The sequence below is a fragment of the Sideroxyarcus sp. TK5 genome (assembly GCF_054601595.1).
Genome location: NZ_BAAHSJ010000008.1, coordinates 80568 through 102458 on the forward strand (window position 1 = coordinate 80568; position 21891 = coordinate 102458).

Here is a 21891-nt window from a genome sequence, read left to right on the forward strand (position 1 = left end):
TCACCGGCAGGCATTCATTCGTCCAACAAACTCAAACATCACGCCAATTGAGCCCGCCACGTTGTGATGCTGCGCGGGTTTGCTTTGGTCATACAGGGATAAATTATCGGAGTAATACAACATGAATAATAACCACAGTCGGCACACCAAAACAGCGGTGGAGTCGATAGGTAGAAATGTGAATTCAGATTTGAATGTCGCCAATAACAAAATCAGGAGGGTGCGACAGCGGAAGAAAAGCGATTGCGGAGTTGCCTGCGTTGCAATGGTTGCAGGCGTGCCATATCGAAAGGCTTTCGATGTGTTTGGATTCGATGCACGGCAAAACACGTTCTATACCAGCCATAAAAAACTGGAAGAGGCGCTTGGAAAACTCGGGTGTTCGGTGCAGCGAGAGATGTTTACTTCTTGGGATACCATTTTTGGCAGTGCAATTCTGCCCGTGAATCGCCGATGCAACCGTCGCAATTTCCACTGGATAGTGTTTAACGGCAAGGTTGTTCTAGACCCTAACCCAAAGCGACCGTCGAGGCAAAAGAGTTTTGCTCGGTATCGAGCGTCAGGTAGTTATTTGCTGGTAACGAAATCGAACTGTGGTGTGTCGGGATTCGATGAAGGAGATCGGCCATGAACAACAAGCGAAACGTTAAGGGTAAGTCGGTACTAAAGCTATCACCGTTGGTTCGGCAGTATGTGGAGGCCTCTCTTACAGAGAATACCCGTCGAGCCTACAGCAATGACCTTCAGCACTTTTTAAACTGGGGTGGACGAATTCCATCATCTCCAGAACGAGTCGCAAGCTATCTGGCCGAACATGCAGACAAATTGTCATATGGAACACTCAATCGCCGTGTCGTCGCTATCAATCGAGCGCACAGAGCGAAGAAGCTTTCATCACCGACACAGTCAGACATGGTCAAGGCGACATTGCATGGCATCCGCCGCACCAAAGGACGAGCGCAGCGTCGAGTAAGGCCAACGTTGCTGCCACAGATACAGGCGATGGTTAAAGAGGCCCGTGGGATGAAAGGCCTGCGCGACAAGTCATTGCTGCTTATCGGATTCTCAGGTGCTTTTCGTCGCTCCGAGTTGGTATCCATTCGGGTTGAAGATGTTCAGTTCGTCACAGAGGGCATCGTCATTCACATCCGCCGCAGCAAAACTGATCAAGCAGGGCAAGGGAGAGACATCGCCATTCCAACCATGCGAGGCCGATATTGCCCTGTCAAAGCACTCAGGGATTGGTTGGTTCTGTCAGAGATCTCAGGAGGGGCATTGTTCCGTGGCGTGAATCGTCATGGGCAGGTGATGAATCAAGGCCTTTCTGCCCAGTCGGTCGCCTTGATTGTGAAGGAGCGAATCGCTGCAATCGGACTCGATGCAAAACAGTTTTCTGGCCACAGCTTGCGTGCTGGACTTGTCACCAGTGCCGCCATCAATGGCGTGAGCAGTTGGAAGATATGCCAGCAGACAGGGCACAAGTCGTACGCTGTGATGCAGAGATACATCAGGGACAGCAATCTGTTTATCAGCAACCCACTTGAGAAGATTTGGTGAGCACTTTATGCAACTGCTCTCATATCAAATTCATCCTCATGCCAACTGCAAAAGACAACTGTAACGAATTAAAAATTGGAGAACGAAATGGATGGCTCGCAACTAAAACACGGGATGACGCAATTCATAGGAACAGAAAACTACTATCGCCATGTACTGAGTCGAATGAAATATACCGATGGGGTGCAATTCTTTGCAGAAAACGCAGGGGGCGGCGCGTACTGGTTTTTGGATATTGTCGGTACGGAGTTGATGCAGATACAAAAGACGCAGCCGTTTATCAGCATCAAGCTCAATATCATTGAAAGTAAGGCGGACATTATCGCAACAGATGGCAACGACAACATACTTTGGCGCCGGTCAATTGAGTACACCGACTGCCCTGAGGGGGAGTGGTCGTTTTACCTGATAGACGGAATTATGCTGCTGACTAGGGAGTATTGAGATGATCCACTACATTGATGCGCTGCACGAGGCTATCCGATGAGTACTCTTCCTGAATTTCTATATCGCAAGAAATCTGTATCTGGGCATCCTAGCAAACTAACTGACACTTTTCATGGTTATCAGCCGCTACTGGCAAGTTGGTTATTGGATTTTGCGATTACGTTGGGCTTGTACAAAGTTTCCGGGTTTAAGTCCATCATTGATGATGAAGATTTTGCTCGCGTTACCGGTTTAGAGATAGACCGAGAATTTGGAACCGATGATCTGATCGTGAAGTTGCTGGTGAACGGGGAAAAGGTTACTTATTCGGACTCTGCCTGTAAAGTCGTTTTGCAGAAAAAACTTGCAGCCTTCCGCAAGCTTCCTGTCGTTGATGAACTTTATATCTTCGAGAATATTGGAACGATAAGCAAGCTCATTGGCCTGAGTCATGCCGATCAAGCTGTCCTGTGCTTTGCGGTCATGCTGGAAGTATTTACAGCGTTCAGAGGAGCGATTAGCGCGGCGAATGTCAAAGTGTCGGATAGTAAATTGGGCGGCATCATTGCACATTTAACTGGACATGGCGATGCTGAAATCATAGCTTCCTTGCGGAAGGACGCGAAACTTACTACCGCCGGAATTCTTCAAACCACTACGCAAAGTGACTTCGCTTACCGGATAGATTTGTTAAACGGATTAGGCACATTCCTATCCCAGCGTTATGAAAACGATGATGCGCTGCTCAATCGCTTTCTTCAGAAAACATCACCGGCTTGTTTGCAACTGCACAATTTTCCGCACCTGTCGCAGGACATCACCGCATTGACTACGTTCCTACGCAATTCACTGACCACCAAGAGCGAGGGAACCAATATCTTGCTGTACGGCATTCCAGGTACGGGGAAAACTGAATTGGTCAAAGCAGTCGCTTGCGAGTTGAAGGCAGAGCTATTTGAAATTTTTTATTCCGACTCGGATGGAAACCCTATCACCGGCAATACGCGGTTGAGAGCCTACAACCTGTGTCAGTTGATTTTGGCTAACAGGGACAACGCTATTCTCATGTTTGACGAAATTGAGGATGTCCTGCCACGGCGTCGGGGATTTCGAGGGCTAATTGGCGTGGAGATGTCCGAACAGGGTAGTAGCGGTGGTAAGGCATGGATTAACAGGGCGCTGGAACGCAATGCAACCCCTGCAATCTGGATAACCAACGATGCAAATCTAGACGAGGCGTATTTGCGCCGCTTCGATTATTCCATTCGGTTTTCTGTACCTCCACAAAAGGTTCGAATGGAGATTGCGCGGCATCACCTTGGGCGGTTCAATCCTACGGAAGAGTGGCTCGCGCAGATTGCATCGAATGAACAAACTACGCCTGCCCAGTATGAGCGTGCCGCCAAGGTGGCGAAGGTGAGCAGCGGTGATGATGACTATGCGCGACAACTGGTCCTTCAGGTGCTGGATAGGAGTGCAACGCTCCTAGGGCAAAAACGGCTGTCGATGCGGAGCGCGCAGCACACAAGCTACGACCTGCGCTTTGCCAATACCAGCCTGTCGATGCCTGACATCATCTCAGGCTTGAAGAAAAGATGCTGCGGCACGTTCTGTTTCTATGGCCCCGCAGGCACAGGCAAGAGTGAGTTGGCACGGCACATCGCCGATGAACTTGGAAAACCCATTATTCTTCGACGAGCATCCGACATTTTGAGCAAGTGGCTAGGTGAATCTGAACACAACATCGCAAACATGTTCGCCGAGGCTAGGCAGCAGGATGCAGTGTTGATTCTGGATGAGGCTGATAGTTTTCTGGCCGATCGCCGCGACGCACAACAAAGCTGGGAAGTAACCCAGGTCAATGAGCTCCTGACCCAGATGGAGGCATTCGATGGCATTTTTATTTGCACGACCAACCTGATGGAGCGACTTGACCCTGCAAGTCTGCGCCGCTTTGCCTTCAAAGTGAATTTTGACTATCTCAATCCAGAGCAACGCTGGGCAATGTTCAATCAGGAGTTGCTGCGCTTGGGAGGCAAGTTATCAGACAGCCGCGAGATGAAAAGTGAAGTTTGCAGCCTGAGCAATTTGACGCCGGGGGATTTTGCAGTGGCAGCGCGCCAGTTTGTCGTTCTGGATAGGCCTGTCAGCGCAGAGGAATTGTGTCGGCAGTTGTCGGCGGAGTGCAGGTTGAAAGATGGCTCAACTAGAACAATTGGTTTTATACCTTAAGGGAGAATGGAAATGGAAAATTCGTACAAAAAGCCAAGCGAATGCCACCCCCTTGGAAAGTCCCTACAGACACCCCAAGGTTCACTTGTGTTGTTCCGACTAGCTGGTTGTGCAGAAATTTGCCGGAAATGGGCGGAGCCGTAAACTATAGGCTTGGTGTTTTTGCTTGATATGAGGCGACGGCAAGTATTGACCGTCAATTTGTTTTGATGCATTATGATTATAATGGTCATATAGGTTGAATAATCATGATTACTGAAACAAGTGCAGTTAGCTTCAGGCAGAACTTGGGCGAAATGCTTAATCAAGTGCAGTACAGGCACGATAGCGTGATCATCAACAAAGATGGCAAGCCGGTTGCTGCATTGGTTGATGCTAGGTTGTTCGAGCGCATTCGGCGTATGCAGGCTCGCTTTGATGCGCTATGCCAGCGTATTGAGTCAGGTTTTGCGAATGTACCCGAGGCGGAAGGGCTTGCTGAAATTGATGCAGCCATTGTGCTTGAACGGACACAGGTCCGCTCATCAGCCAAGAAGCGTTAACCCGCAGTGGCTACGTTGCGTGTCGTACTTGATACGAATGTATTGCTTTCGGGGATTGCTTATCCCGCAAGCGTGCCGGGAAAAATAATGTCCGCATGGCGTCATGGCTCGATTGAGGTGCTACTTTCTGTTTACATCCTGGATGAGTTGAGGCGCGTGCTGCCCCGGCTAACTAACCGACATGGTTTGACAGCGGTCGAGATTGAAGACTTGGTCGATGTTCTTTCCTTGCAGGCTGAAGTCATTGAGCCGCTACCAAGCTCGGAGCCCGATTTGCGTGATGCTGATGACCAGCCTGTGTTGGGTACCCTGCTGGCGGCGCTTAAGACCTCAGACGTTGATTACCTCATCACGGGTGATAAAGATTTGCTGGTCATGGGGGAGCGTTATCCAATTTTGACTCCCGCCAGCTTCTGGGCAGCACATGCAGGGCTTTAAACTGTGAGTAATATTGTGAGTATTGCGGAGAAATTATGTATTAAAGCCAGTATCTGCTTGGAGTTCAAGTGCACCTATCACCACCACGGATTCAATTATGGGCTCGGCTTTTTCCGCCCATAAAAAAACTCCAGCCTCACGGCTGGAGTTTTTCATTTCCGGGGTACCGGTCTGCTTACTCGGAATCGGTGAACAGCTGCTTCAGCATCCACAGCGAGAAGCCGACTGCCAGAATTGCGGTACCGATCGAAGAAATATCAGCGATGAATGACATGGTTTACCCCTCCCAAAGTTAAGTTGAACATACCGACAAACAACGGGAGTAATGCTAGCACAAACCCTACGGCTGACAAGTGTTTTATGCATGGGAATACCAGCCCGGCGCATTTTGCGCAGGCAGATAAGTGTGGAGCCTGTGAATTTCAGCGACCGGTGACCCGGCCGCAACGGATGCGTATTACTCTTTGCTGAAGAGTTGCATCACCATCCAGATGGAGAAACCGACCGAGAAGATTGCAACGCCGATGGAGGAGAAGTCTGCTACGAATGACATGTTTTTCCCTTTTATCTTTATGTTGATTTAACGGTGGTTCCGAAGGCATGCAAATCGCTCACCGGAAGCCGAAACGGATTATATTAGCGAAATACTCAGGAAAGACCCCTATTTGAAAAGGCTGTTATTTTCAGGGGCATTGGGTGTCGGATGCGGAAAGAGGGTGTGGTACTTTGAAGAAACTGTATATCAAGACGTATGGCTGCCAGATGAACGAGTATGACTCGGACAAGATGGCGGATGTGATGTTGGCCGGTGCGCAGCTGGAGCAGACGGACAGACAGGAGGAGGCGGACATCATCCTGTTCAATACCTGTTCCATCCGCGAAAAAGCGGAGAACAAAGTGTTCTCGGACTTGGGCCGCGCGCGGGCTTTGAAAGATTCCAATCCAGGGTTGCTGATCGGCGTTGGCGGTTGTGTTGCCAGCCAGGAAGGCGAGGCCATCATCAAACGCGCGCCTTATGTGGATGTGGTGTTCGGGCCGCAGACGCTGCACCGTCTGCCCGAGCTGATCGAGGCGCGCCGCAGCAGTGGCAGGCCGCAGATCGATGTCAGCTTCCCCGAGATCGAGAAGTTCGACCATCTGCCTGCTTCGCAGACTGCGCACGGCACGGCTTTCGTCTCCATCATGGAAGGGTGCAGCAAGTACTGCACTTTCTGTGTGGTGCCGTTCACGCGCGGCGAGGAAGTGTCGCGCCCGTTCGAGGATGTGATGCGCGAAGTCGAAAAGTTGATCTCGCAGGGTGTGGGCGAGATCACGCTGCTGGGACAGAACGTGAACGCTTATCAGGGGGAGGCGGACGACGGCGATACGGTGGATTTCGCATTCCTGCTGCGTGCCATCGCCGCGCTGGACGGGGTGCAGCGACTGCGGTACACCACTTCGCATCCGCGCGAGATGTCGCAACGCGTGATCGATGTCTACGCCGATACGCCCAAGCTGGTGAGCCATCTGCACCTGCCGGTGCAGTCCGGTTCGGATCGCGTGCTGGCGGCGATGAAGCGCGGTTATACCGCGCTGGAATACAAGTCGGTGGTGCGCAGACTGCGCGCCGCGCGGCCTGATATCGCCATCGCGTCGGATTTCATCGTCGGTTTCCCCGGCGAGACCGATGCCGACTTCGAAGCGACCATGAAACTGATCGAGGACGTGCAGTTCGATGCCAGCTACAGCTTCGTATTCAGTCCGCGCCCGGGCACGCCTGCGGCCGAGATGCAGGACGATACGCCGGACGAGGTGAAGCTGGGGCGACTGCACCGTTTGCAGGCGCGCATCAACGAGCTGGAGCAGGCATATAGCCAGCGCATGGTGGGGACGGTGCAGCGCGTGGTGGTGGAGAGCGTCTCGAAGAAGAATCCGGGCGAACTGGCCGGGCGTACCGAGAACAACCGCGTGGTGAATTTCGAGGGCTCGCCCGGCATGTTGGGCCGCTATCTCGATGTGCGTATCACCGCAGTGTCCAACCACACCCTGCGCGGCGAGGTGGTGGAGGCGGCATGAGCGAACGTGCGAACATCTCATTCGAGCCGGTGGATAACGATCGACTGGCCAAGTTGTGCGGTGCGTTCGACGAGAACCTGCGTCAGATAGAGACCGCGCTGGAGGTGAACATCGCGCGGCGCGGCGAGCGCTTTAGCATCAGCGGCGAGCAGGCGGAGCTGGCGCGTGCAGTGCTGGAGCGCTTCTACCTGGAAGCGAATCACGACATCTCGCTGGAGCGTCTGCAGCTGGGCCTGATCGAATCGATGAAGCGCGACCTGCCGGATGCGGGCAGCGAATCGGTGCCGTTGCTGATGACGCGCAAAGCCGAGGTGCGCGGGCGGACGGTGCGCCAGAACGAATACCTGCAAGCCATACAGGAACACGACATCACCTTCGGCGTCGGCCCCGCCGGTACCGGCAAGACCTATCTGGCGGTGGCCTCGGCGGTGGATGCATTGCAGCGCGAGAACGTTAAGCGGCTGGTGCTGGTGCGCCCGGCGGTGGAGGCGGGCGAGCGTCTCGGTTTCCTGCCGGGGGATCTGGCGCAGAAGGTCGACCCTTACCTGCGGCCTTTGTATGATGCATTGTATGACCTGATGGGGCTGGACAAGGTGGCCAAGGCTTTCGAGCGCGGTGCCATCGAGATCGCGCCGCTGGCCTATATGCGCGGCCGCACCCTGAACCATTCCTTCATCATCCTAGACGAGGCGCAGAACACCACGCCCGAGCAGATGAAGATGTTCCTCACCCGCATCGGTTTCGGCAGTAAGGCGGTGATCACCGGCGATGTGACGCAGATCGACCTGGCGCGCGGGCAGAAGAGCGGGCTCAACGACGCGCGCATCGTGCTGAAGGACGTGCGCGGCATCGCCTTCCAGCAGTTCCTCGCCGAGGACGTGGTGCGCCATCCGCTGGTGCAGAAGATCGTCTCCGCCTATGAAAAGCACGGTGAAAAAAGCAATGAGTGATGTGCACAAACTCTCGCTGTCGGTGCAATACGCCAGCAATGCAAGGGAAGTGCCGAGCCGTCAGCAGTTCCGGCGCTGGGTCAAGGCGGCGCTGGAGCAGGATGTGCAGATGGCGTTGCGCATCGTGGACGAGATCGAGGGGCGCGCGCTGAACCAGAGTTATCGCGGAAAGGATTACGCCACCAATGTGCTGACCTTCGTCTATGACGATAGCGATCCCTTGTATGGCGATGTGGTGATCTGCGCACCGGTGGTGGCCCGCGAGGCGCAGGAACAGGGCAAGGATCTGTTCGCGCATTACGCCCATCTCACGCTGCATGCCGTGCTGCACCTGCAGGGGTATGACCATGAAAAGAAAAAGGAAGCCGAGCGGATGGAGGCCCGCGAGACTGCATTGATGCTCAAATTGCGGTATCCTGCGCCCTATCTAGTTAGCAAGTAGTCAGGTAATGGACGGTTCAGACAGTAGTAGCAAGCCTACCTTTTTTGAACGGCTCTCCACGATGTTGCTGCGTGAGCCGGAAGACAGCGAACAACTCATCGCTTTGTTGTACAGCGCCTATCAGCGCAACCTGCTGGATGCCGACGCGCTTTCCATGATGGAGGGGGTGCTCCAGGTGTCCGAGCGCCAGGTGCGCGAGATCATGATCCCGCGTGCGCAGATGGATGTCATCGACATCAGCCAGCCGCCCGAACAGTTCATTCCCTTCGTGATCGAGACTGCCCACTCGCGCTTCCCGGTCGTGGATGGAGACAAGGACAATATCATCGGCATCCTGCTGGCCAAGGATCTGCTGCGCTATTACGCCGGCGGCGAGGAATTCAATGTGCGCGACATGCTGCGTCCCGCCGTGTTCGTGCCGGAATCGAAACGCCTCAACGTGCTGTTGCGCGACTTCCGCAGCAACCACAACCATCTTGCGCTGGTGGTGGACGAATACGGCGGTGTGTGCGGCATGGCCACCATCGAGGATGTGCTGGAGCAGATCGTGGGCGATATCTCCGACGAATATGATTTCGATGAGGATGAGGACAACATCATCCGTCAGGATGACAGCCACTGGCGCGTCAAAGCCGATACGGAGATCGCAGACTTCAACGAACAGGTGGGGGCGGAATTCAGCGACGAGGAATGTGACACCGTCGGCGGGCTGGTGCTCAAGGCCGCCGGCCAGCTCCCCAAGCGCGGCAGCATCTTCGTGATCGATGGTTGGCAGTTCACCGTGTTGCATGCGGATAGTCGCCGCCTGTATGTTTTGCTGGTGGCGAAAGCGCCTGCATCGCAGCCGGACAGCGCGGAAACTGCCTAGAACTTCTCGTCCTCGCGCAGATAGCGCCACTGCCCCAGCGGCAGTTTCTCCAGCTTCACGTTACCGATTCGCACGCGCTTCAGTCCGGTGACTTTCAGGCCGACCAGTTCGCACATGCGGCGGATCTGGCGCTTCTTTCCTTCCTTGAGGATGAACCTCAGCTGGTCCTCGTTCTGCCAGGTCACTTTGGCGGGTTTGAGTTTCTTGCCGTCCAGCGACAGGCCGAAGTTGAGCTTGTCCAGGCCGTCCGCGGCGATGCGGCCGGAGACGCGCACCAGGTATTCCTTCTCGATGTCCGAGTCTTCGCCGATCAGTTGCTTGGCGATGCGGCCATCCTGCGTGAGCACCAGCAGGCCGGTGGAGTCGATATCCAGCCGTCCGGCCGGAACGAGGTGCTTCAAGTGGCGCGGATCGAAGCGCTGTGGCGAGTGGTCCAGCTTCCAGTGTTTTTCCGGTTTTACCAGCACGATGGCAGGCTGGTAGCCGTCCTCGGCCTGGCCCGAGACGTATCCCACCGGCTTGTGCAGGATCACGGTCACTTGTTCCTGCTGCTTCGACTGTGCTGCTTTCTTCAGGGTGATCTTTTGTGTCGGCAGAATCTTCGTGCCGAGTTCGCTTACCACTTCGCCGTCCACCAGCACCCAGCCTTTGGCGATGTAGTCATCTGCTTCGCGGCGCGAGCAGAGTCCCTGTTCGGACATCAATTTCGAGAGTCGTTTCTTTTCCATGTTCAACCCAGTGCCGGGAACAGCCCGCGCAGGCCACCCGCGATGAATTCGACCGCGATGGCGGCCAGCAGCAGGCCCATCAGTCGGGTGACGATGGTGCTGCCGATCTTTCCCAGGCGCTGCGAGACCCACGGTGCGGCCAGGAAGGTCAGCCATACGGTCAGGCCCAAAGCGATGAGTACCAGCGTCATCATGCCGTAATGACCGGCGCTATCCGCCTTGTGGGCATCGACGATGACTGTGCTGATCGCACCGGGGCCGGCCAGCAACGGCGTGGACAGCGGCACGATGGCGATGGATTGCGTCGAATCGGTGTCGCTGTTGTCGTCGGGCGGCGGTGCTGCCTTGTGGCCGATCAGCATGTTGACCGCCATCAGCAGCAGCAGGATTCCGCCCGCCGTGCGGAAGGAGTGGATACTGATGCCGAAGAAGGACAGGATGGCCTCGCCAAGCAGCAGTGCCGCGAGCAGGAGGCCGAACATCGTGATCGAGGCGATGCGCCCTACGCGCTCGCGCTTCTGGTCGCTCATGCCGGCGGTGAAAGCGATGATGAGCGGGATGATGCCGACCGGATCGATGATCGCGAACAGGCTGATGAATATCTTGGTGTATTCGGTGAATTCGAGCATCGGCAGCTTAATCGATGTAATCGACCAGTTGCCCCACCGCCATGCGCAGGCGGCGCGACAGGCTGACAGCGATGGCGCGGATGATGCGGGCAGCCATGCGCGGATGCTCTTCCAGCATCTTGTCCAGCGCTTCCTTGGAAAGGGTCAGTACCACACTGTCTTCGGCTGCCTTGCAGGTGGCCGAGCGGCGTTCCCCGTCCAGCACGGCCATCTCGCCGAAGGCCCGCCCGTTACCCAGTTTCACCACTTCCACCTGGTCGTTGTTCTGGTTGGTCTTGATCACATGCACGCTGCCTTCATGCACGATACACATGAAATTGCCGATCTCGCCCTCGTTGAAGATCACTTCGTCGGCGGCGAGATGGGTGACGCTGAAATAGTGCGCAGCAGCGCGCAGTTCTGCCGGCGGCAGGTGATTGAACAGATCGCTTTCGACCAGCATGGAGCTGATCTCGTCGTACAGGGCGGATTGGACGGACATGGTGCGCAAGGCATGGGTTGAAGTGCGGCGGAAGTTACACCGTATAATCCCGAGAATCAACCTGATCGACCGCTCATGTGAACAGACTCATCGCCTCCCCTTCCATGCAGACTTTGCTCGCCGGTGTGCTGGCAGTGTTCGGCTTTGCGCCGTTCGGCATGTTTCCCCTGAGCGTGCTTGCGCTGCTTGTCCTGTTCCGGGTTTGGCTTCGCAGCGGGAGTGCGGCGCAGGCCGCCCGGGCCGGCTTCACTTTCGGTATGGGGCTGTTCAGCTTCGGTGTCGGCTGGGTCTATGTCGCGTTGCATGATTACGGCTATATGCACCCGTTGCTGGCGATCGCGGCGACGTTGCTGTTCGCCGCGCTGGTCTCGACCCCGCTGGCGCTGGCGGGATATCTGATGATGCGTGTCCGTACATCGGCGAACGTTCGTTTGTTGTTGCTCATGCCTGCATTGTTGGTGTCCGCCGAGTGGCTGCGCGGCCTGATGTTCACGGGCTTTCCCTGGCTGGCCTCGGGTTATTCGCAAGTGCCGGACAGTCCATTGGCTGGATATGCGCCGTTGCTGGGTGTCTATGGGGTATCGCTTGCGGTGGCAGTGAGTGCTGCCGTCTTGCTTTTTGTTTCGCAGGTGCGCTGGAGCACGTCAGGCAAGATCGCACTCGGCAGTTTGTGCGCACTGTGGCTGTCCGGCTGGGCATTGCAGCATGTCGCATGGACGCAGCCGTATGGCGATCCGCTCAAGGTGAGTCTGTTGCAGGGCAACATCCCTCAGGAGGAGAAATTCTCGCAGGAGATGCTGGTCGGTTCGCTGGAGACCTACCGGCGTCTGGCGCAGGGTAGCGACGCACGCCTGATCGTCATGCCCGAAACGGCATTCCCGATGTTGCGCCACAACGTGCCGCCCTATTATCAGGAGATACTGCGTGAGCACATGCGGCAGAACGGCGGCGATATCCTGATCGGCGTTTTCGAGAAAGAGGGAGGACGCTATTTCAACAGCGTGTACTCGCTCGGCAGCGCCGAGAGCCAGCATTACCGCAAGGATCACCTCGTACCTTTCGGTGAGTTCATTCCCATGCGAGGTGCGCTGGGCTGGTTCATCAACGAAGTGCTGCAGATACCGATGGGAGATCTGGCCAGTGGCGGGGATGCGCAAGTACCGCTCGCTGTGGCGGGACAGCGCGTGGCGGTGAACATCTGCTATGAGGATGCGTTCGGCGAGGAGATCATCCGGCAGTTGCCGCAAGCCACACTGCTGGTGAATGTCACCAACGATGCCTGGTATGGAGAGTCGAACGCCGCCGTGCAGCACAACCAAATGTCACAGATGCGCGCGTTGGAGACCGGGCGCATGATGTTGCGCGCGACCAATACCGGAGTCACCTCCATCATCGGTACCGATGGTCGTGTGTTGGGGCAATTGCCGCAGCATGAAGAGGGCGTGCTCACCGCGGAGGTGCGGGGGTATGAGGGGAGCACGCCCTATGTGCGCTGGGGCAATGTTGCAGTCCTGACCCTTCTGGCGTTGATGCTGGGTGCGGCAGGCAAGTTTTCGCGACGATGACCTGGTTCTGCTACCTCCTGCGCTGTGCGGATGACACGCTCTATTGCGGTATCACCAATGATCTTGAAAAACGCATCGCTGTCCATAACGCGGGCGAAGGGGCGAAATACACACGCAGTCGTTTGCCGGTGACGCTCGTTTATAGCGAATCATGTGTCGATCGTTCTCAGGCATCCAGGCGCGAACGGGCGGTCAAAAGCCTGCCAAGAGGTGCGAAACTGGCCTTATGCGGGGTGACGCAATCACCCGAAAACCCGTAAAATGCGCACCTTTGAAAAAAATCAGCCGGTATTTATCCATATGAGCACTTCTGGTTCTGACAATATGCCCGAAGCAGGGCAAGGGCCAACCTTCCAGCAGATCATCCTGACGCTGCAGAATTTCTGGGACAAGCACGGCTGTGCGCTGCTGCAGCCCTACGACATCGAGGTCGGTGCCGGCACCTTCCATACGGCGACATTCCTGCGTGCGGTCGGTCCCGAGCCCTGGCGTGCCGCCTATGTCCAGCCTTCGCGCCGTCCCAAGGATGGCAGATATGGCGAGAATCCGAACCGGGGGCAACACTATTACCAGTACCAGGTAGTGATGAAGCCGTCCCCGGATAACATCCAGGATATGTATCTGGATAGCCTGCGTGCGCTGGGCATCGATACCAACCAGCACGACATCCGCTTCGTCGAAGATGACTGGGAGTCGCCGACGCTGGGCGCATGGGGTCTGGGCTGGGAAGTGTGGCTGGACGGTATGGAAGTCACCCAGTTCACCTATTTCCAGGAAGTCGGCTCGCTCACCTGCAAGCCGGTGCTGGGCGAGATCACTTATGGCCTGGAGCGCCTTGCCATGTATTTGCAAGGCGTGGAGAACATGTTCGATCTGGTGTGGACCAGGAATGGCGATACGGTAGTCACCTACGGCGATGTCTTCCACCAGAACGAAGTGGAGCAGTCTAAATACAACTTCGAACACTCCAACGTCGAGATGCTGTTCCGTCACTTCAACGAATATGAAGGCGAGGCCAAGCGGCTTATGGAAGCCGGCTTGGCATTGCCGGGCTTCGAGATGGTGATGAAGTGCTCGCACACCTTCAATCTGCTGGATGCGCGCGGCGCGATCTCGGTGACCGAGCGTGCCGCCTACATCGGCCGTGTGCGTGCATTGTCGCGTCAGGTGGCGCAGGCTTACCACGATTCGCGCGAGGCGCTAGGCTTCCCCATGTGCAAGCAAGGGGAGGGAAAATAAATGAAACAGACACTGCTGATCGAACTGCTCACTGAAGAGCTGCCGCCCAAGGTGCTGGAAAAACTCTCCACCACCTTCGCCAACGAAGTGTTCGCCGCGCTGAAGGAGCAGGCGCTGCTGGGAGACGACAGCGCCTGTACCCCGTATTGCACGCCACGTCGTCTGGCAGTGAGCATCACCAATGTCGAGGCGCAGCAGCCTGACCGCATCATCGAACGCAAGGGCCCGGCTGTCGCCTCCGCTCTGGATGCGGAAGGCAAACCGACCAAGGCGCTGGAAGGCTTCATGCGTTCGGCAGGTGTGGCGCTGGCGCAGTTGCAACGCGTGGGAGACGGCAAGGCGGAATATTTTGCGGCGCGCATCGAGCAGGCGGGCAAGCCGCTGGAAGAATATCTCTCGACCATCATCATGCAGTCACTGAAGAAGTTGCCCGTGCCCAAGCTGATGCGCTGGGGCGATCTGGAACATCAGTTCGTGCGTCCGGTGCACGGTTTGACCGTGCTGCACGGCAACAGCGTGGTGCCCGCCGAAGTGCTGGGTCTGGCCAGCGGCAATGTCACCAGCGGTCACCGCTTCCTGTGTGGCGAGCGCATCAGCATCGAACACGCCGACGACTACGAAGCAACTTTGGCGCGCGACGGGCGCGTGGTGGCGAGTTTCGCTAACCGCCGCGAGAGTATCGCCGCCCGACTGGATCAATTGGCAGAGCAGCACAAAGCGATCTGGATCGGTCATGCCAACTTCGACCAGTCCAAGCTGATGTCCATGTCGAACGAAGAGCGCAGCCTGCTCTCTTCCCTGTTGGACGAAGTGACGGCACTGGTGGAGTGGCCGGAAGTGTATGTCGGCGAGTTCGAGGCGGAATATCTGGAAGTGCCGCAGGAGTGCCTGATCCTCACCATGCAGCAGAACCAGAAATATTTCCCGCTGCTGGATGCAAAGACGGGCAAGTTGCTGAACAAGTTCCTCATCGTGTCGAACATGCAGATCGCCGATCCGCATCACATCATCGAGGGTAACCAGCGCGTGGTGCGTCCGCGTCTGGCCGATGCGCGGTTCTTCTTCAACCAGGACCGCAAGCAGAAGCTGGAGACCCGTGTCGAGAAGCTGGGCAACGTGGTGTACCACAACAAGCTCGGTTCGCAGTTGCAGCGCGTGGAACGTATCACCACGCTGGCCGGCACCATCGCGCGCCTGCTCGGTGCGGACAAGGCGGATGCCGAACTGGCTGCGCGCCTGAGCAAGGCGGATCTGATCACTGACATGGTCGGCGAATTCCCCGAGCTGCAAGGCATCATCGGCCATTACTACGCGCTGCACGACGGCGAGAAGCCAGACGTGGCGAGCACCATCGAAGCGCACTATCACCCGCGCTTCGCCGGTGACACGCTGCCGCAGGGGGCGCTGGCCTGTGCCGTGGCGCTGGCCGACAAGCTGGAGACGCTGGTCGGCATCTACGGCATCGGTCAGGTGCCGACCGGCGACAAGGATCCGTTCGGCCTGCGCCGTCAGGCGCTGGGTATCCTGCGCATCCTGATCGAGACGCCGCTCGACCTGTCCCTGCCTGCATTGCTCAAGGCCACCGCCGACAACTTCCCGCAGGGTATGTTGAGCGCGACCGTGGCGGCAGATGTGGAAGGTTTCATGACGGACCGTTTGCGTGGCTATCTGCGCGACCAGAGTTTTGAAGGCGCGCATATCGAGGCGGTGCTGGCGGTGCTGGGCGGGCGTCTGCACGAAGCTTTGCCGCGCTTGCAGGGGGTGCGTGCATTCGCCGGCATGGCTGCGGCGAAAGACCTGGCGGCGGCCAACAAGCGCGTGCAGAACATCATGCGCAAGAACGCCGAGGAGTTGGGCGAACTACCGACCTCCATCGATGTGACGCTGTTCGAGGACGAGGCCGAACGCGAGTTGTATCAGGCCATGCTGGACATCACACCGATGGCGCGCGGCTATTTCGAGCGCGGCGATTACAGCAACAACCTGAAGACATTGGTCACGCTGAAACCATTCGTCGACGATTTCTTCGACAAAGTGATGGTGATGTGCGAGGACAAGGCGCTGCGCATCAACCGCGCCTTGCTGCTGCAACAACTGAGTCGACTGATGAACCAGTCGGCTGATATCTCCAAGCTGGCGGCATGAAACTCATCATCCTCGACCGCGACGGCGTCATCAATTACGACTCCGACCAGTTCATCAAGAGCCCGGAGGAGTGGAAGCCCATTCCCGGCAGTCTGGAAGCCATCGCGCGTCTGAACCAGAATGGTTACCGGGTGGTGGTGGCTACTAACCAGTCCGGCATCGGGCGCGGTCTGTTCGATATGCCGACCTTGAATGCCATCCACGACAAGATGCACAAGTCGCTGGCGCTGGTGGGCGGCCGTATCGATGCGATCTTCTTCTGTCCGCATACCAGCGAAGCCGATTGCAGTTGCCGCAAACCCAAAAGCGGCATGATGCTGGAGATCTCCGCGCGCTACGGCGTCGGACTGGCGGGCGTTCCGGCAGTGGGCGATTCCCTGCGCGACCTGGAATCGGCTGCACGTTTGGGAGCTGTTCCCTATCTGGTGCTGACCGGCAAGGGGAATAGAACGAAAGAGAAGGGCGGGCTGCCGGAAGGTACGCTGGTCTATCCTGATCTCGCTGCGGTGACCGCCAGCCTGTTATGACCCTGATCCGCTCCATCCTCTTCGCGCTGGCACAGGCGGTGTACACCTTGGGCTATGCGCTGTTCTCGCCGTTCATCTTCCCGTTCGGCCAGCATATGCGGCACCGCCTGCTGTCCGGTTTCGCTCCCGGGATGTTGTGGATGCTGAAGGTGATCTGCGGCATCCGCATGGAAGTGCGCGGTCTTGAGAACATCCCCAAGCAGGCATGCGTGGTATTGAGCAAGCATCAGTCCGCCTGGGAGACGCTGTCGCTGCAATTGGTGCTGCCGCCGCATGCCTGGGTGGCCAAGCGCGAGTTGTTGTGGATCCCTTTCTTCGGCTGGCTGCTGGCCTTGTCCAGTCCTATCGCGCTGGATCGCAGCAAAGGCAAGGCGGCGATGAAAGAATTGCTGACGAAGGGCAAGGAGAAGCTGCAACAGGGCTTCAGCATCGTGTTGTTCCCGGAAGGCACGCGCATGCCATACGGTGAGCGCGGCAAATACAAGATAGGCGGTGCCTTGCTGGCATCCCATGCGGGCGTGCCGGTATTGCCGGTGGCGCACAATGCAGGAAAGTTCTGGGGGCGCAACGCCTTCATCAAGAAGCCGGGGACCATCGTCATGGTGATCGGCCCGGCCATCGACACCACGGGGCTGAAGGCGGAGGAGATCAATGCCCGCACCGAGGCGTGGATCGAAGATGAGATGACGCGCTTGGGATGATGTCCCTGCTTTCCCGCGCCAGACCGGTCCCGCCCGCTGTCGAACAGCGCACGCTGCGACTCTCCGACCAGCACATCACCTACACACTGAAACGCAGCGGCAAGCGCCGCAGCATCGGCCTGCGCATCGATGAGCGCGGGCTGACGGTGAGCATGCCGTTGCGCGCATCGGAGCAGTGGCTGCACAGTGTGTTGCAGGACAAGGCGGGCTGGGTGTTGGACAGACTGGAGAGCTGGCAGGTCGGCAAGGCGCCGCCTGTCGTCTGGCAGGATGGGGCGAACATCCCGTTCCGCGGTGAAACGGTCGCTCTGCGTGTCGTGCCAGACCTGTTCGGCGCGCCGCCGTGTTTGCAGGGCGGGAAACTGCTGCTGCGACCGGCTGGCATCGTCACCCCGCAGCGTATCGAGCAGCTCGTCAGCCAATGGTACCGAGAGCAGGCGCTGCAGGTGTTCGAGGAATGTGTGGCGCATTTCGCGCCGTTGATGGAGGTCGCGCCCCGCACCATCCGCTTGTCTTCGGCACGCACCCAGTGGGGCAGTTGCAGTGCGCGCGGTGTGATCAGCCTGAACTGGCAGCTGGTGAAGCTGCCGCTGCCCCTGATCGATTACGTGGTGATACACGAACTGGCGCACCTGAAAGAGATGAACCATTCCGCCGCATTCTGGCGTGTCGTGGCGTCCGTGTGTCCGGACTACCTTGAACACAGGGTTGCGTTGCGCGATATCCGGGGCGGCTGAGTATCCGTACCGGCGGGATGCGACAATATGCCGCATTCCATCGCTGGGTGTGCTGGGTTACATTCCTTCCGTCAGATGCCCGAAACAAAAGGCCCCCTCCTTGCGGATCGCACCGCCGGGCATCTGGCAACCTCTCAGAATCCAAACGTTCTGCCAGCCCCGCTGCTTATCAGGTCGGACAATTTGGCGTACAGCTCGTCGCCGTCGCGCTGGCTGGCCCAGCGCCCGTTCTGCCAGCCGAAATGGAAACCGCCCGAACGGGCAGCCAGCCATATCTCGCGATTGGGGACGTGACGGTTGATGATGACCTTGCTGCCGTCGTCGAACTCGATCTCCATCACCATGCCGTTGCTGTCATAGTCGATGTCGGTCGCGTCCAGCGCGTGCTCGATGCGCTGGAAGACCTGGTCGGCCAGGGTGTTGAATTCGCTCTCTGTCATGATCCCTCCGTTATTCAGTTGCGTCCGATCAGCAGGGTGTCCCCTTCCTGCCCGACGCGGAAGTTGCGCAGCACGTTCGCGCCGAGCAGATTGGTTTCCATGTTCGGCATCACTGCCACCGTGATGTTCTTAAGTGTGAAGTTGCCCAGCGTCATCTGCGGGACCAGCGCGATGCAGCCGGTCGTGCTGCCGTTGGCGGTCTGCACCTGGATCTCCTTGCAGTTGCGCACGTCGGCTTCGCGCGCGATCTCGCTGGTGATGGAGGTCACCGAAGCGCCGGTATCCAGCATGAAGGTGACCGGCACGCCCGCGATGCTGCCGGGCAGGTAGAAGTGTCCGTTGCCATGCCGTTTGACAGTCATGCTGCCGTCGCCGCTGAATGATGGCGCGGGCGGCGGTGCGGCGGGTACGAAGCTGGAGATCAGCGCGCGGAAATCCTCCGGCCCGGCACCGGAGGATTGCATGGCGATTCGCACCGGTGTGTCGTGCGGCACCGACAGTGGTTCGCTGAACTTCAGCATGCGTCCATCGGAGAACCCGCTTCGTGCATCACACCAGCGTGTGCCGGCGGCGAACATCAGGTCGTATTGCCCCGGCGGTATGCGCACGCTGGCCTGCTGTCGCGCATGCACCATCACCGAAATGGAAGGGATGAGGGTGTGCGGGGCAGTCAGTATCAGTAGCAGCGGGTGGGCGTGCTCGTTGTTCAGGGTGAGTTCGGTACCGCCGGGTCGCAGGCCGCTCTCGGCAAAGACCGTCGTGCTGCCATTGTCCGGGAAGCGGCTTTCGCAGCGGCGTCCACTATCTGCGACTGATGCAGATCCAGTCTGGATCGCGGCAGGTTCCCCTGTGCGGCTGGGCTGGCCTGGCTGCTGTGTCAGCAAGTAAGCCACAGCAGCCAGCAAGATAATGATCGCCGTGTTGCGAAGTCCGTGCCCGCCGGACGGGACATGCTGGATGATGACGGGCGATCGCGTGGTGACTTCGGGCTGTGGTACACGCGAATTGCGCGGGTCGCTGGCGATGGTCTGCTCCAGCAACTCGCCGAGTCGGTCGAGCAATTCGCCATGTTGTGGCGAGTGCCAACCGGACCCCTGTGGCAGGAACTCGCTGCCGCCCGCCGCAGCCGCCAGCCACACGAGCCCGGATTGTCGATCAAGGTTGATCAGGATGCGCTGGCCGTCGGCAAACACAAGTTTCAGCGTCGTCGCATCCTGTTGCAGGCGGATGTCCACGCCGCGTGCCGTCACCATCTGCCGGATGCGGGCAAACAAGGCGTCTCCCGCAGCGTCGCTGGCGCTTTCCGTCATATAATCCGCTCGTTTCGAATTAAGGAAGAAGATACAGATGCGTACAGTGTGCATTATGTTGCTGTTACTTGTCGGCTTGCAAGGATGCGGACGCAAAGGACCGCTTTATCTGCCGCCGGCGCAATCCCAATTCTCGGCCGTCCCCCATCAATCCCAATCTTTAGAACTTCAACATGAGTGAATATTTCAACTATCGCGACGACACGCTCCATGCCGAGCAAGTGTCGCTGACCGACATCGCGCAACATTTCGGTACGCCATGCTATGTCTATTCGCGTGCTGCCTTGACCGATGCCTACCATCAGTTCGCCGATGCGCTCAAAGGACGCGAGCATCTGATCTGTTACGCGGTGAAGGCCAACCCGAATCTGGCGATCCTCAATGTTTTTGCAAAACTGGGCGCGGGCTTCGATATCGTTTCCGGCGGTGAATTGCAGCGCGTGCTGGCCGCGGGCGGTGCGGCCGACAAGGTGGTGTTCTCCGGTGTCGGAAAAAGCGAAGCCGAGATGCGTCTGGCGCTGTCGGCGGGCATCCGTTGCTTCAATGTCGAGTCGGCTCCGGAATTGGAAAGGCTGAACGAAGTGGCGGGCAGCATGGGCAAGGTCGCGCCGATCAGCCTGCGCGTGAATCCGGATGTCGATGCCAAGACGCATCCCTATATCTCCACCGGTCTCAAGCAGAACAAGTTCGGTGTCGCTTACACGGAGGCGCTGGCACTCTATCGCAAGGCGGCAGCGATGCCGCATCTGCGTGTGACCGGGATAGACTGCCACATCGGCTCGCAGCTCACCGAAGTCAGCCCGTTCATCGCGGCGGCCGAGAAGGTGCTGGCGCTGGTGGATAGCTTGAAAGCAGAAGGCATCACGCTGGAACACATCGACCTCGGTGGCGGGCTGGGGATCCGTTACGACGACGAGACCCCCCCCGCCATTGCCGAGTATGCGCAAGCCTTGTTGCAGGCTTTGCATGGACGGGCGGAAGCACTGATCGTGGAGCCGGGCAGGGTTTTGGTGGGCAATGCCGGTATCCTGCTGACGCGTATCGAATATCTGAAGCACGGCGAAGAGAAGAACTTCGCCATCGTCGATGCGGCGATGAACGACTTGATGCGCCCTGCGCTCTACGATGCCTTCCATGCGATCCGTCCGGTGAAGAAAAGCGTGGCGCCGGAGCTCGTCTACGAAGTGGTCGGTCCTGTCTGCGAGACGGGTGATTTCATCGGGCATGGCCGTGAAATGGCCGTGGCGGCGGGCGATGTGCTGGCGGTCATGTCGGCAGGTGCGTATGGCATGAGCATGAGTTCCAACTACAACACGCGACCGCGCGCGGCAGAAGTGATGGTCGATGGCGAGCGCGTGCATCTTGTTCGTGAGCGTGAAAAAGTGGATCGGCTGTACGCATCCGAAAAGATCTTCGATTGATTTTTTTGCACATAAGTGCACAAATCTATTGCGTAAAAAAAATATTCGCGCATAGAATGCAATCACCGTGCGTATTGGGAGGTTTCTTCAGGTTGAAAGCGCATCGGGAGTGCAGTGGTAGCACGTAAGAAATTGCACCAATCTAGTCCATCAAACTTTAATAAGGAATGAAAATGGCAACTGCAAAATCCAAAGCGAAAAGTCCCGCAACCAAGAAAGTGGCAGCAAAGAAACCTGCAGCAAAGAAAGCTGTTGCCGCAAAGAAACCTGCTGTTAAAAAAGTCGCCGCCAAGAAGCCGGTAGCGAAGAAGGCAGTTGCCAAGAAGCCCGCAGTCAAGAAAGTCGCTGCCAAGAAGCCGGTAGCGAAGAAGGCAGTTGCCAAGAAGCCCGCAGTCAAGAAAGTCGCTGCCAAGAAGCCGGTAGCGAAGAAGGCAGTTGCCAAGAAGCCCGCAGTCAAG

Annotated in this window: 25 protein-coding genes; 20 read left to right on the forward strand and 5 right to left on the reverse strand. The window is 57.5% G+C overall.

Annotated elements, in window-relative coordinates:
• The first annotated feature begins 121 nt into the window (after positions 1–121).
• The 10 genes from ACYPYQ_RS12490 (at position 122) to ACYPYQ_RS12535 (ending at position 9510) form a co-directional block, all read left to right on the forward strand.
• The gene (locus ACYPYQ_RS12490; RefSeq protein WP_459724211.1) at positions 122–631 is read left to right on the forward strand and encodes a hypothetical protein; all 510 of its coding nucleotides are present in this window, start codon (positions 122–124) and stop codon (positions 629–631) included.
• Positions 628–1557 carry a site-specific integrase gene (locus tag ACYPYQ_RS12495; protein ID WP_459724212.1) on the forward strand — a complete coding sequence of 310 codons (930 nt, stop codon included), beginning with the start codon at positions 628–630 and terminating at the stop codon, positions 1555–1557. The genes ACYPYQ_RS12490 and ACYPYQ_RS12495 overlap by 4 nt, the downstream gene beginning before the upstream one ends.
• Positions 1558–1644: 87 nt before the next feature.
• Positions 1645–2001 carry a DUF6876 family protein gene (locus tag ACYPYQ_RS12500; RefSeq protein ID WP_459724213.1) on the forward strand — a complete coding sequence of 119 codons (357 nt, stop codon included), beginning with the start codon at positions 1645–1647 and terminating at the stop codon, positions 1999–2001.
• Between the two features lie 39 nt (positions 2002–2040).
• Entirely contained in the window at positions 2041–4215 is a 2175-nt protein-coding gene (locus ACYPYQ_RS12505) for an AAA family ATPase (RefSeq protein WP_459724214.1), read from the forward strand.
• A gap of 248 nt (positions 4216–4463) precedes the next feature.
• Positions 4464–4757, forward strand: coding sequence for a type II toxin-antitoxin system Phd/YefM family antitoxin (locus tag ACYPYQ_RS12510; RefSeq protein WP_459724215.1), 294 nt, complete (start codon positions 4464–4466; stop codon positions 4755–4757).
• A gap of 15 nt (positions 4758–4772) precedes the next feature.
• Entirely contained in the window at positions 4773–5195 is a 423-nt protein-coding gene (locus ACYPYQ_RS12515) for a putative toxin-antitoxin system toxin component, PIN family (protein WP_459724216.1), read from the forward strand.
• A gap of 726 nt (positions 5196–5921) precedes the next feature.
• The gene (miaB, locus tag ACYPYQ_RS12520; protein ID WP_459724217.1) at positions 5922–7250 is read left to right on the forward strand and encodes a tRNA (N6-isopentenyl adenosine(37)-C2)-methylthiotransferase MiaB; all 1329 of its coding nucleotides are present in this window, start codon (positions 5922–5924) and stop codon (positions 7248–7250) included.
• The gene (locus ACYPYQ_RS12525) at positions 7247–8200 is read left to right on the forward strand and encodes a PhoH family protein (protein WP_459724219.1); all 954 of its coding nucleotides are present in this window, start codon (positions 7247–7249) and stop codon (positions 8198–8200) included. Before miaB ends, ACYPYQ_RS12525 begins: the two co-directional genes overlap by 4 nt.
• The gene (ybeY, locus tag ACYPYQ_RS12530; protein WP_459724220.1) at positions 8193–8642 is read left to right on the forward strand and encodes an rRNA maturation RNase YbeY; all 450 of its coding nucleotides are present in this window, start codon (positions 8193–8195) and stop codon (positions 8640–8642) included. Before ACYPYQ_RS12525 ends, ybeY begins: the two co-directional genes overlap by 8 nt.
• A gap of 61 nt (positions 8643–8703) precedes the next feature.
• Positions 8704–9510, forward strand: a complete 807-nt coding sequence (locus ACYPYQ_RS12535; RefSeq protein ID WP_459724221.1) for an HlyC/CorC family transporter — start codon at positions 8704–8706, stop codon at positions 9508–9510.
• Here the strand turns inward: ACYPYQ_RS12535 and ACYPYQ_RS12540 are convergent.
• Genes ACYPYQ_RS12540 through ACYPYQ_RS12550 form a run of 3 tightly spaced genes read right to left on the reverse strand, consistent with a single transcriptional unit; the run spans position 9507 to position 11348 of the window.
• Positions 9507–10238, reverse strand: a complete 732-nt coding sequence (locus ACYPYQ_RS12540) for a pseudouridine synthase (RefSeq protein WP_459724222.1) — start codon at positions 10236–10238, stop codon at positions 9507–9509. The genes ACYPYQ_RS12535 and ACYPYQ_RS12540 overlap by 4 nt on opposite strands.
• 2 nt (positions 10239–10240) lie before the next feature.
• Positions 10241–10867 carry a MarC family protein gene (locus ACYPYQ_RS12545; protein ID WP_459724223.1) on the reverse strand — a complete coding sequence of 209 codons (627 nt, stop codon included), beginning with the start codon at positions 10865–10867 and terminating at the stop codon, positions 10241–10243.
• A 7-nt stretch (positions 10868–10874) separates the two neighbouring features.
• Entirely contained in the window at positions 10875–11348 is a 474-nt protein-coding gene (locus tag ACYPYQ_RS12550; protein ID WP_459724224.1) for a Crp/Fnr family transcriptional regulator, read from the reverse strand.
• A gap of 104 nt (positions 11349–11452) precedes the next feature.
• On the opposite strand from ACYPYQ_RS12550, the gene lnt reads away from it, so the two are divergent.
• The 7 genes from lnt (at position 11453) to ACYPYQ_RS12585 (ending at position 18262) form a co-directional block, all read left to right on the forward strand.
• A complete protein-coding gene (lnt, locus tag ACYPYQ_RS12555; RefSeq protein WP_459724239.1) occupies positions 11453–12913 on the forward strand; it encodes an apolipoprotein N-acyltransferase in 1461 nt (486 codons plus the stop codon).
• Positions 12910–13173, forward strand: coding sequence for a GIY-YIG nuclease family protein (locus ACYPYQ_RS12560; RefSeq protein ID WP_459724225.1), 264 nt, complete (start codon positions 12910–12912; stop codon positions 13171–13173). Before lnt ends, ACYPYQ_RS12560 begins: the two co-directional genes overlap by 4 nt.
• Positions 13174–13237: 64 nt before the next feature.
• Positions 13238–14152, forward strand: coding sequence for a glycine--tRNA ligase subunit alpha (glyQ, locus tag ACYPYQ_RS12565; protein ID WP_459724226.1), 915 nt, complete (start codon positions 13238–13240; stop codon positions 14150–14152).
• Positions 14153–16297: a glycine--tRNA ligase subunit beta gene (gene glyS / locus ACYPYQ_RS12570; protein ID WP_459724228.1), complete on the forward strand. Its 2145-nt coding sequence runs from the start codon at positions 14153–14155 to the stop codon at positions 16295–16297. It begins immediately after the preceding gene.
• Positions 16294–16824, forward strand: a complete 531-nt coding sequence (gmhB, locus tag ACYPYQ_RS12575; RefSeq protein ID WP_459724229.1) for a D-glycero-beta-D-manno-heptose 1,7-bisphosphate 7-phosphatase — start codon at positions 16294–16296, stop codon at positions 16822–16824. Before glyS ends, gmhB begins: the two co-directional genes overlap by 4 nt.
• Positions 16821–17525 (forward strand): lysophospholipid acyltransferase family protein, encoded by a 705-nt coding sequence (locus tag ACYPYQ_RS12580; protein ID WP_459724230.1) that lies wholly within the window; start codon positions 16821–16823, stop codon positions 17523–17525. The genes gmhB and ACYPYQ_RS12580 overlap by 4 nt, the downstream gene beginning before the upstream one ends.
• On the forward strand, positions 17525–18262 hold the full coding sequence (locus ACYPYQ_RS12585; protein WP_459724231.1) for a M48 family metallopeptidase: 738 nt from the start codon (positions 17525–17527) through the stop codon (positions 18260–18262). The genes ACYPYQ_RS12580 and ACYPYQ_RS12585 overlap by 1 nt, the downstream gene beginning before the upstream one ends.
• Positions 18263–18396: 134 nt before the next feature.
• On the opposite strand, the gene cyaY is transcribed toward ACYPYQ_RS12585, so the two are convergent.
• Positions 18397–18702, reverse strand: coding sequence for an iron donor protein CyaY (gene cyaY, locus ACYPYQ_RS12590; RefSeq protein WP_459724232.1), 306 nt, complete (start codon positions 18700–18702; stop codon positions 18397–18399).
• A 14-nt stretch (positions 18703–18716) separates the two neighbouring features.
• Positions 18717–20012: a TIGR02281 family clan AA aspartic protease gene (locus ACYPYQ_RS12595; protein WP_459724233.1), complete on the reverse strand. Its 1296-nt coding sequence runs from the start codon at positions 20010–20012 to the stop codon at positions 18717–18719.
• 37 nt (positions 20013–20049) lie between these two features.
• On the opposite strand from ACYPYQ_RS12595, the gene lptM reads away from it, so the two are divergent.
• The 3 genes from lptM to ACYPYQ_RS12610 all read left to right on the forward strand — a co-directional run.
• Positions 20050–20193, forward strand: a complete 144-nt coding sequence (gene lptM, locus ACYPYQ_RS12600; protein WP_459724234.1) for an LPS translocon maturation chaperone LptM — start codon at positions 20050–20052, stop codon at positions 20191–20193.
• Positions 20186–21433: a diaminopimelate decarboxylase gene (gene lysA, locus ACYPYQ_RS12605; protein ID WP_459724236.1), complete on the forward strand. Its 1248-nt coding sequence runs from the start codon at positions 20186–20188 to the stop codon at positions 21431–21433. Before lptM ends, lysA begins: the two co-directional genes overlap by 8 nt.
• A gap of 173 nt (positions 21434–21606) precedes the next feature.
• Positions 21607–21891: histone H1-like repetitive region-containing protein (locus ACYPYQ_RS12610; protein WP_459724238.1), on the forward strand; the 285-nt coding region annotated here is incomplete at its 3' end.

What these genes read in the sequence shown, in the direction of transcription:
- ACYPYQ_RS12490 (WP_459724211.1), top strand. Translation starts at nt 122, where the DNA reads ATGAATAATAACCACAGTCGGCACACCAAAACAGCGGTGGAGTCGATA.
- ACYPYQ_RS12495 (WP_459724212.1), top strand. Translation starts at nt 628, where the DNA reads ATGAACAACAAGCGAAACGTTAAGGGTAAGTCGGTACTAAAGCTATCA.
- ACYPYQ_RS12500 (WP_459724213.1), top strand. Translation starts at nt 1,645, where the DNA reads ATGGATGGCTCGCAACTAAAACACGGGATGACGCAATTCATAGGAACA.
- ACYPYQ_RS12505 (WP_459724214.1), top strand. Translation starts at nt 2,041, where the DNA reads ATGAGTACTCTTCCTGAATTTCTATATCGCAAGAAATCTGTATCTGGG.
- ACYPYQ_RS12510 (WP_459724215.1), top strand. Translation starts at nt 4,464, where the DNA reads ATGATTACTGAAACAAGTGCAGTTAGCTTCAGGCAGAACTTGGGCGAA.
- ACYPYQ_RS12525 (WP_459724219.1), top strand. Translation starts at nt 7,247, where the DNA reads ATGAGCGAACGTGCGAACATCTCATTCGAGCCGGTGGATAACGATCGA.
- ybeY (WP_459724220.1), top strand. Translation starts at nt 8,193, where the DNA reads ATGAGTGATGTGCACAAACTCTCGCTGTCGGTGCAATACGCCAGCAAT.
- ACYPYQ_RS12535 (WP_459724221.1), top strand. Translation starts at nt 8,704, where the DNA reads ATGTTGCTGCGTGAGCCGGAAGACAGCGAACAACTCATCGCTTTGTTG.
- ACYPYQ_RS12540 (WP_459724222.1), bottom strand. Translation starts at nt 10,238, where the DNA reads ATGGAAAAGAAACGACTCTCGAAATTGATGTCCGAACAGGGACTCTGC.
- ACYPYQ_RS12545 (WP_459724223.1), bottom strand. Translation starts at nt 10,867, where the DNA reads ATGCTCGAATTCACCGAATACACCAAGATATTCATCAGCCTGTTCGCG.
- ACYPYQ_RS12550 (WP_459724224.1), bottom strand. Translation starts at nt 11,348, where the DNA reads ATGTCCGTCCAATCCGCCCTGTACGACGAGATCAGCTCCATGCTGGTC.
- lnt (WP_459724239.1), top strand. Translation starts at nt 11,453, where the DNA reads ATGCAGACTTTGCTCGCCGGTGTGCTGGCAGTGTTCGGCTTTGCGCCG.
- ACYPYQ_RS12560 (WP_459724225.1), top strand. Translation starts at nt 12,910, where the DNA reads ATGACCTGGTTCTGCTACCTCCTGCGCTGTGCGGATGACACGCTCTAT.
- glyQ (WP_459724226.1), top strand. Translation starts at nt 13,238, where the DNA reads ATGCCCGAAGCAGGGCAAGGGCCAACCTTCCAGCAGATCATCCTGACG.
- glyS (WP_459724228.1), top strand. Translation starts at nt 14,153, where the DNA reads ATGAAACAGACACTGCTGATCGAACTGCTCACTGAAGAGCTGCCGCCC.
- gmhB (WP_459724229.1), top strand. Translation starts at nt 16,294, where the DNA reads ATGAAACTCATCATCCTCGACCGCGACGGCGTCATCAATTACGACTCC.
- ACYPYQ_RS12580 (WP_459724230.1), top strand. Translation starts at nt 16,821, where the DNA reads ATGACCCTGATCCGCTCCATCCTCTTCGCGCTGGCACAGGCGGTGTAC.
- ACYPYQ_RS12585 (WP_459724231.1), top strand. Translation starts at nt 17,525, where the DNA reads ATGTCCCTGCTTTCCCGCGCCAGACCGGTCCCGCCCGCTGTCGAACAG.
- cyaY (WP_459724232.1), bottom strand. Translation starts at nt 18,702, where the DNA reads ATGACAGAGAGCGAATTCAACACCCTGGCCGACCAGGTCTTCCAGCGC.
- ACYPYQ_RS12595 (WP_459724233.1), bottom strand. Translation starts at nt 20,012, where the DNA reads ATGACGGAAAGCGCCAGCGACGCTGCGGGAGACGCCTTGTTTGCCCGC.
- lptM (WP_459724234.1), top strand. Translation starts at nt 20,050, where the DNA reads ATGCGTACAGTGTGCATTATGTTGCTGTTACTTGTCGGCTTGCAAGGA.
- lysA (WP_459724236.1), top strand. Translation starts at nt 20,186, where the DNA reads ATGAGTGAATATTTCAACTATCGCGACGACACGCTCCATGCCGAGCAA.